The organism is Pseudomonas sp. CBZ-4 (assembly GCF_000346755.1).
In the GTDB taxonomy this organism is placed as follows: domain Bacteria; phylum Pseudomonadota; class Gammaproteobacteria; order Pseudomonadales; family Pseudomonadaceae; genus Aquipseudomonas.
The window spans coordinates 38810-46769 of sequence record NZ_ANNV01000004.1 but is presented as its reverse complement, the minus strand read 5'-3'; the positions used below and the strand labels follow the sequence as shown (position 1 = coordinate 46769).

The following is a 7960-nucleotide window of genomic DNA, read 5'->3' as shown; positions in this document are numbered from 1 at the left end:
CTGATACACCGCTATCGCAGGCAAGCCAGCTCCCACAGTTGTTCAGTGGTGGTCTCAGGGTTGCGGGGCGCACCTCAAGTCCACCCGCTCATAGTTCAACGCCTTGTTGCGTTCCCCCAGCGCATAGCTCGCCCGGCACTGCTGCTCACCCCACTTGATCACCAACGTACCTGCATCCTGCTCGACCAAGGCCAGCGCCTTGCCATTGGGATCGGAAATCGCCATCTGCTTGCCCGCACTGTCTTCCACTGAAGCACCAAACGGAATCGGCTGCTGCTTGGCATCGAACAGCGCGAATTGCACGCGGCGCCCGGTCTTGCTGACATAGCGCGCCAACACCACGGCACCGCGTCGCGGCACCACTTGTTGGGTGGCGTTGTCGATCTCGATGTCGACCCCCATGTCGCGGGTGTCGAGGCTGATCCAGTTGACCCGATAGGGTTGCGCATTGGGCACCACCGCGTAGCCATTGCTGCCGGTCCTGGCCCCGGAGAAACTGCCGATGTTCACCCCGGTCACGCCTTCGACTTGCGCCAGGGCAAAGGTCTCGCCCACGGTTTGCCCCAGGTTGATCCCGCCGCCGTGGCCGACCACCGAGCCGGCCAGATTGAGACTCTGGGAGTTGTAGCCACGGCCCTGGCTGTAACTGGCGCTGATATCCGCCACTGAGGTGCGCGTGCTGAGGTTGGCCGAGCCGGTGCTGCCGCCGGTGCTGCTGTTGCCGCCTTGCAGCGAGTAATAGGTGTCGCTGTCATCGGTCAGGTAGCCGTTGACGCCCACTTGGGTGGTGTCGTTGTTTTTCTGTGTGCTGGAGGAGACAAACGCCCTCGGTGCGCGCGGGGTCGAACCGAGCGGAAACGACAGCGACAGGTTGATCAGGGTGTCATTGTTCGACGGCCCGGCGTTGCCCACATCCTTGGAGTAGGTGGCGCCAACGTTGTAGCTCACCTGACCCCAATAGTTGCTATAGCCCGCCGACAGGCTTTGCGAACCGCCACGGCTCCAGTAGCGCTGGTCGCTGGCATTCATATAGACGCTGCCGTAATGCTGGTTGCGGCCAAGGCTCTGGTTGACGGTGAGGTCGGTACGGGTTTTCGAGTTGCCGGTACGCCGTTGGCCGTCGCTGCTCAGTTCCTCGACGTGCTCGGTGAGGGTGCGATAGCCCTCGGTGGAGTAGCGGTAGGCCGCCAGGGTGAAGCTGGTGTCGGTGCCGGTAAAGGTCTTGGCATACAAGGCGCGCAGGCTGTTGCCCGTGACGGCCTGGCCGAAGGTGCGGCTGGCGGAGTGGGTCATGTCCAGCGACACGGCGCCGATCGGCGTGTTGCGCCCGACACCCACGGACATCGCCTTGAAGTCCTGGCTGGCCTGCACGCCGACGATGCCGGACAAATTGCTGCTGATGCCGTAGGCCAGGGTGCTGCTGACAAACTGCGGCGACTGTTGCCCGTCGCTGTTGCTGTTGTATTGGCCGGCCGACAGGCTGTATTTGAGTTGGCCTTCGCGCACCATGATCGGCAGGCTGGAAAACGCCTGCACCGTGACCCGGCGGCTGCCATCGGCTTCGATCACGGTGATTTCAAGGTCGCCGTTGGAGCCGCTGGGGTAGATGTCGCTGATCTCGAACGGGCCGGGCGGCACGTTGGCGGTGTAGAGGATGTAGTTGTTCTGGCGGATCTCCACGGTGGCGCTGGTTTGCGCGATACCGCGGATGATCGGTGCATAGCCGCGTTCGCTGTCGGCGCGCATGCCGTCGTCGGAGCCCAGCTTGACCCCGCGATAGCGCACGCTGTCGAACAGGTCGGCGTCGGAGAAAATGTCCCCGGCGCTGAACTGGCCCTTCAACGCGGTCACGTCGTGTTGCACGTAGCTGCGGTTGCTCTTGAACGTGCTCGGGCGGTCGGTGCTGCTGTTGAAGTTCGACTCGTTGCGCAAGCGCCAGCCGCCCAGGTTGATGCCGTTGCGCAGGCCGAGGTTGTTGGACAGGGTGTTTTGCCCCTCGGTGCTGTTGCGGTTGCTGCTCAACTGGTAGTTGATGAACGCCGCCGACACGCCGGCATCCCACAGCGCCGGGTCCACGTAACCACGGCGGCCACGCTCCATGGCGATCTGCGGCACGCTCACCAACAGGCGCAGGCGCGGCACGTCGTAGCGCATGCTGGCACCGGGGATCAACGCGGGCAGGTCGAGACAGGCGTTAGGGTCATCACCGACGAGTTTGCCGCTGGCCTGTAGCTTGGCGATATCGACGCCCAGTTGTTGCACCATGTCCAGGGTCAGGCAGGCCTCGATCCTGCCGCTGCCGGGGTTGCGCCGGAAGTCGATATCGCGGCGGCCTACCAGGGTTTCGTTGCCATACAAGTCCACCCGGTAATTACCGGGTAGGACGTTGCTGCTGGCCAGCAGCGTTTGCAGATCGACCGAGGAGGCCGCGCCTTGCAGGAAGGAGGTATTGAACTGTTCATCGCCTTCGGCCTGGCACGCTGTACTGAAACCCAGGGCTACCAGCAGCGGCGACCATCCATTGCGCTTGATTAAAAACATGCAGGAACCCTATATCACCTCCGATACGAACTAACGGAGCGAAGAGAAATACAGTGAAAGTGCGTTTGCCAGAACGGCAAACGTATTATGGTGATTCTTTACTCAAACTGGCGCGGATATCGGTGCTGTTTGAAAGTTGTGCGGAATAACGGTCTTGTGCGCCGTAGTCATTGATACTGCTGAACACTAAGTGTGGCGCAGTGTCTCGACTAAGTTGTTTGAGGTTGAACTCTTTTTGCTCACCGGGCGCGATCATCATCGAATCAAAAGGATGCTCTTTGACGCCGCCGGCCTGCAGGGTGATTTCGGCAATCGACACGTGATACAGGCCGGGGTTTGTCACCACCAGCACCGGCTTGCCCGCACGCTCAGCCAGGCTCCATCTCAGCTCGGTGGGCGCCAGGTAAGCCTCGTTCTTGAGGCCCGCAGGGCGGAAGAACACTTTGATGCGCTGGCGCACGGCAAGCTGCAAGGTGTTCTGCAGTTTCGACGCCTGGGGGATTTCCTGCACGTTGAGCCACACCACCGATTCACGGTCGGCGGGCATGCCGGCACCTTCGTAGATGACCCGCAACAGTTGTTGCTCCAGGCCATTGACCCGCGCCAGGGGCGGGGTGACGGCAAACGGTGCGTTCGGGGTGTTGTCGGTATCGACCCATGACTGGATCAGCACCGCTTCGCCGTTGTTGCGCACGGTGATACCGGCTTCCTTGTGGCTGCCGTCAAAAATGAGGCGTGTGCTGCTCAATGAAATGCCGGCCGTGGCCTGGCTGGCCGCGAGCAAGCCCAACAGGCCCATGCAGAGGGACAGTGTGTGACGTTTAAACATGATGACTACCGCGCTGTTTGATGAAAGTGCAGGGCCGCAAGGCCCTGCACTGCGCCTGGGGTTCGCGCGGTTTATTCGTATTGCAGGGTGAACGGCAGGGTCGCGTCGCCACGGCCGGCTACAGCCGTTGCGGCATCGGCGGTGGTGACGTAGGCAGCCGAGAATTTCAGCGTGGTGTTGCTGTCTTGCAGGGTGTTTTCGATCTTCGCGGAGGCAGGCGTGCTCAGGTCGATCAGTGCGCCATTGGCGTCGAGCAGGGCGATGCCGACGTTCTTGGCGGCGCCCAGGCCGTCGATCAGTTTCAGTACCTTGGTGCCGGTCACAACGCCTGAGCCTGCGCCTTTGGTCGGTTCGAACAGCATCGCCACTTTGGTGCCGGCGTTGCAGCTGATCTTCATGTCGAAGTTCTCGGAACTCAGGGTGCCGCTGCCTTGCGGTGCGGTGGCGGTGCCCATGTCTTTGATCGACACTTCGCCCATGTTGACCGAGATGGTTTTGTTCAAGCCGACGCCTTCGACCGAGCAGGCATCGTTGTTGATGGAGCCGGTGAAGTTGATGGTGCCGCTACCGGCCTTGGTCGGTGTGCCAGGTTCGGCGGCGAACGCATGGCCAGCGGCGAAGATCGACAAGGCGATAAGTGTGCGAGAAAGCTGTTTCATGTTGTTGTTCCATACAGGGAGTTGAAACAACACGATATAGCGCGGGTATTTAGTTGGCCATAAGACGATCCTTAGAAGCTGAAGTGTTTGAATAAGCGCTAGTTGAACAAGTTGCGCTCGATGCAATAAGCCAATAAGTCCCGGTCGCTGCTAACTTCCAACTTGCGCATCGCCGCGACTTTCTGGGTGCTGATGGTCTTGGCACTCCGGTTCAAGTTTCGGGCGATCTCATTGACACTTTGCCCGCCCACGAATAACCGCAGGATTTCATGTTCCTTGGGCGACAACCGGGTAAAGCGTTCATGCAAGTCCGCGCCAGATTCGATACCGACGTTGGCGCCGGCCCGCTGTTGCGAATCGGGTTGCCCCGGGCAATGGCCTTGAGCGCTGCCTGGATCTCGTCGTGCAACTGGTGCTTCTGGATCACCGCCAATACCCCGAGTTCCTGCAGGCGCGTGAGGATCAACGGGTTGGAGATCATGGTCAGCACCAGCACACGCACCTGAGGGAAGTGCCGCGTCAGGTACTCCACCAGCTTGAGGCCGTCACCGTAGGGCGAATCGCCGGGCATATTGAAGTCGGTGATCACCAGGTCCACGCGGGTGGACTCCAGCAGGCTGATCAAAGCGCTGGAGCACACGGCCTCGCCGACCACGCGAAAGCGCTCGTTACGCTCGATCAGCTCCCTGACCCCGACCAGTACGATGGGGTGATCGTCTGCGATGACAACGTTGAGGATTTCCATGGGTGTTTATCCAGAGTGAAATTATTCGAGGGCATCAAGCAAAGCATTGAGCTGGGCGAGGTTCTGCCGCACTTCCAGGGCGAGGGCAGGGGTGATGGCCATGCCGGTCAAGCGGCACTCCAACGCGACAAACGCCGTGGCCATGGCGCCCATTTGTACCGCGCCGAGGGCGCCGGCCATGCTGTGCAGGTGCTGGGCCACGCCGTTGGCATCGTTCCGGTCCATCGCCGCCAGGGTGGCGTGCACGTCCTGGCGCAGTGTGCTGACAAACAACTCACGCATTTTCGGCGACAGCTGTGGCAGTTCGACGGGCGCCGGCAGGGCGATCTGGCAATGTTGCTCCAACTGCGCCCGCAAGGTGGCCAGGTTCAATGGCTTGACCATCCAGGCGTTCATGCCGACGGCGGCGCAGCGCTCGCCTTCTTCGCGCAGGGCGTTGGCGGTGATGCCGATAATCGGCAGCGTCGTGTCCTGCTGGCGCAGGGCTTCGGTCAATTGGTAGCCGTTCATCACGGGCATGTTGACGTCGGTGAGGACCAGGTCGAACCGCCCCGGCAGCCATTGGGCCAGGGCCTGTTCGCCATTGGCGGTCAGCGTCACCGCGCAGCCGAGGGCTTCCAGTTGTTCCTGGATGATCGCCGCGTTGATCGCGTTGTCTTCGGCCACCAGCACGTGCAGGTTCAGGTCGTGGCGCGTGGCCGACGGCGCAGGACGGTTGGGGTTGGCACCTTGTTGCGCCAGGTCAATCGCCCAGGCGATTGCACGGATGTCATGGGCGTCGACGGCCCACTCTGCACCCGTGCGTTGCGCGGGGTTCGGCCCACCGGGTTCGGCGATGATGCGTGGTCCCGGCCAGGGCGGGCTGTTGGCGGCGGGCAGCAGGTCCACCAGCAACGCCGCGTCGGGCGCGGGTTCAGTCGTCACGAAGCGGCTGTCGAGGCCGAGGCGGGTGAGCCAGCCCGTGACGTGCTGCGCCAGTTCGGCGATCGGGGCGCGGACGTAGACGGCAGGTGCTCCCGCGTTGAACACGGGACAGTCAGCCAAATCGCCCGGCACCACTGGCAACGTGAGTTGCAGGGTGAAGCTGCTGCCCAGCCCGGGTTCGCTGACCAGGTTCAACTGGCCGTGCATCATGTCGCACAACCATTTGCAGATCGCCAGGCCCAGCCCGGCGCCGGCCTGGCTGGTGGCATCGTTGACCTGGTAGAACGGGTCGAACAGTTGTTGCTGTTGTTCCTGGGAAATACCCACGCCCGAGTCACTCACTTGCCACTGCAGGTTCACCTGGCCGTCTGCCTGTTCCGCCACCCGTACACGCAGCACCACGCGGCCGTAATCGGTGAACTTGATCGCATTGCTCAGCAGGTTGTTGAGGATCTGGCGAATGCGCAGCGGGTCGCCCCACAGCCGGTTGGGCAGCGCCGGGTCGATGCAGGCATACAGTTGCAGGCCCTTGGCTTGGGCGAAGGCGCTGTAGGTGCGCACGCTGTCTTCGATCAGCGCCAGTGGGCAGAAGTCCTGGCATTCAAGGGTCATCTGCCCGGCCTCGATTTTGGATACGTCCAGCACGTCGCTGATCAGTTGAAACAAGGTGGCCGAGGAGCGCTGGATGGTGTGCAGGTAATCCTGCTGGCGCGGGGCGAGTGGGGTGAGGCCGAGCAATTCCAGGGTGCCCAGCACGCCATACAGCGGGGTGCGGATTTCATGGCTCATGGTCGCCAGGAAGCGGCTCTTGGCCTGGTTCGCCGAATCGGCGGCGTGGCGTGCCTCTTCCAGGGCGGCGGCGTCTTCGACATGCCGGGTCACATCATGCAGCGCACACAGCCAGGCATCCTGGCCCTGGTAACGGGTGGGCACGAAGGCCACGTGCAGGTGGCAGCCGTCGATCTCCAGGTGCGCCTGGCCGGGTTGCGTGGGCGGCTGTTGCTGGAGCAAGTCGATCAGTTGGCGGGTGTCGTGCCACTGTTGGGCGCGCTGGTTCGCCAGAAGTACGTGGTGATCGTTGCGGCGGATCACGCACAGACCGGTGGGCGCGGTGTCGATGACCGCGCGGCTGAACGCTTCGCTCTCGGCGATGCTGGCGTGTGCGTGCTGTGCGGGCAGTACCACTTCGGTGGTGTACCAGCGATTGACCACGCGGCTGCCGGCAAGCGCCGCCAGCACCAGGGCCACCAGGCACAGCAAGGGCCACAAGGCGAAGTCGAGGAAGCTCGCGATACTGATGACGTAGATTGCCGTCCAGTGCTGCGCGCCGGTGCTGATCAGCTTGAACACCAGACCGTCGCGGGTGAAGTTGACCCCTTCATGCAGCGCCTGGCCGGGCTTGAGGGTGCCCGTCAGGACGGCGCCGGCGGGGGTGATCAAGGTGAAGTCATCGTAGATCGACCATTGCATCAACCGCTCGATATTGTTGACCTGCGCCAGTTTCAGCAGCGACGCCACGACCACCCAGGTATTGGCGCCCTCGATGCTCAGGGCGGTCGACGCCAGGTCTATATCGACGTAGGCCAACAGGGTCGGTGCGCCTTTGTCGTCTGTGTAGGGTTGCCAGCGCACCTGATGGTCGGTCTGCGGCGTGTTCTGTACGTGCAGTTGCTCGTTCAGTTGGGTCATGGCCTCGACAAGCGCGCCGATTTCGTTCTGCCCCTCACCGCGCAAGCGCCCGGCGGCGGGCACAGTCACGTCGTAGTTGTCCGGGCCATTGAGCAGGACCACCTGGGGCGCCTGATAGTGCGACGCGGCCCAGAACGCGCTGTAGTAGGCCGAGAGGTAGGTGCCAAGGGCGAAGACCTTGGGGTATTGCTCGGCGGCGATCTTGTCCGGGTTGATCTTCACGCTGTAGGGCAGGGAGAACGGCAGGCCGCGTCCTTCAAAGATATTCGGCCCGGCCTCGGGCAGCGGCTTCTGGACATAGGGCGGCAGCATGGCCGAGGGGTTGAGTGTGTCCTTGACGCTTTCCCGTGAGATGTCTTGCAGGAAAACTTCCTGTTCCTGGATGTTTTCCATCAGCCGGGCGAAGTGAAACTGGAAGGTGTCGTGTTGCTCCTTGATCACGCGCTGCACCCCCAGATAGCTGATGCCCAGCAACAGCAGCACCAGGGCGCCGAGCACCATCAGGCCTTTGTTCAGGCGCAACGAACTGCGCGCCAGTTTCTCCAGGAAGGCGTTGGGATGCGGCATCAGAGG

At 62.4% G+C, this 7960-nt stretch carries 4 protein-coding genes and 1 pseudogene; all 5 read right to left on the bottom strand.

Translation table 11 applies throughout. From position 1 onward, the window contains the following. Positions 1 to 54 precede the first annotated feature (54 nt). The 5 genes and pseudogenes from B348_RS0100410 to B348_RS0100390 all read right to left on the bottom strand — a co-directional run bounded on the left by B348_RS0100410 (position 55) and on the right by B348_RS0100390 (position 7954). Positions 55 to 2541 (bottom strand): fimbria/pilus outer membrane usher protein, encoded by a 2487-nt coding sequence (locus tag B348_RS0100410; protein ID WP_017734201.1) that lies wholly within the window; start codon positions 2539 to 2541, stop codon positions 55 to 57. 85 nt (positions 2542 to 2626) lie between these two features. Next, the gene (locus B348_RS0100405; protein ID WP_026136445.1) at positions 2627 to 3370 is read right to left on the bottom strand and encodes a molecular chaperone; all 744 of its coding nucleotides are present in this window, start codon (positions 3368 to 3370) and stop codon (positions 2627 to 2629) included. 71 nt (positions 3371 to 3441) lie between these two features. Beyond that, positions 3442 to 4029 carry a fimbrial protein gene (locus tag B348_RS0100400; RefSeq protein ID WP_017734199.1) on the bottom strand — a complete coding sequence of 196 codons (588 nt, stop codon included), beginning with the start codon at positions 4027 to 4029 and terminating at the stop codon, positions 3442 to 3444. A gap of 98 nt (positions 4030 to 4127) precedes the next feature. Further along, positions 4128 to 4774: pseudogene (locus B348_RS01000000129600) on the bottom strand (response regulator). Positions 4775 to 4795: 21 nt separating this feature from the next. Beyond that, complete coding sequence (locus tag B348_RS0100390) at positions 4796 to 7954, bottom strand: hybrid sensor histidine kinase/response regulator (RefSeq protein ID WP_017734198.1); 3159 nt, start codon at positions 7952 to 7954, stop codon at positions 4796 to 4798. Positions 7955 to 7960 lie beyond the last annotated feature (6 nt).

Excerpts from the sequence above, each read along its gene's own strand:
- B348_RS0100405 (WP_026136445.1), bottom strand. The coding sequence starts at position 3,370 with ATGTTTAAACGTCACACACTGTCCCTCTGCATGGGCCTGTTGGGCTTG.
- B348_RS0100390 (WP_017734198.1), bottom strand. The coding sequence starts at position 7,954 with ATGCCGCATCCCAACGCCTTCCTGGAGAAACTGGCGCGCAGTTCGTTG.
- B348_RS0100400 (WP_017734199.1), bottom strand. The coding sequence starts at position 4,029 with ATGAAACAGCTTTCTCGCACACTTATCGCCTTGTCGATCTTCGCCGCT.
- B348_RS0100410 (WP_017734201.1), bottom strand. The coding sequence starts at position 2,541 with ATGTTTTTAATCAAGCGCAATGGATGGTCGCCGCTGCTGGTAGCCCTG.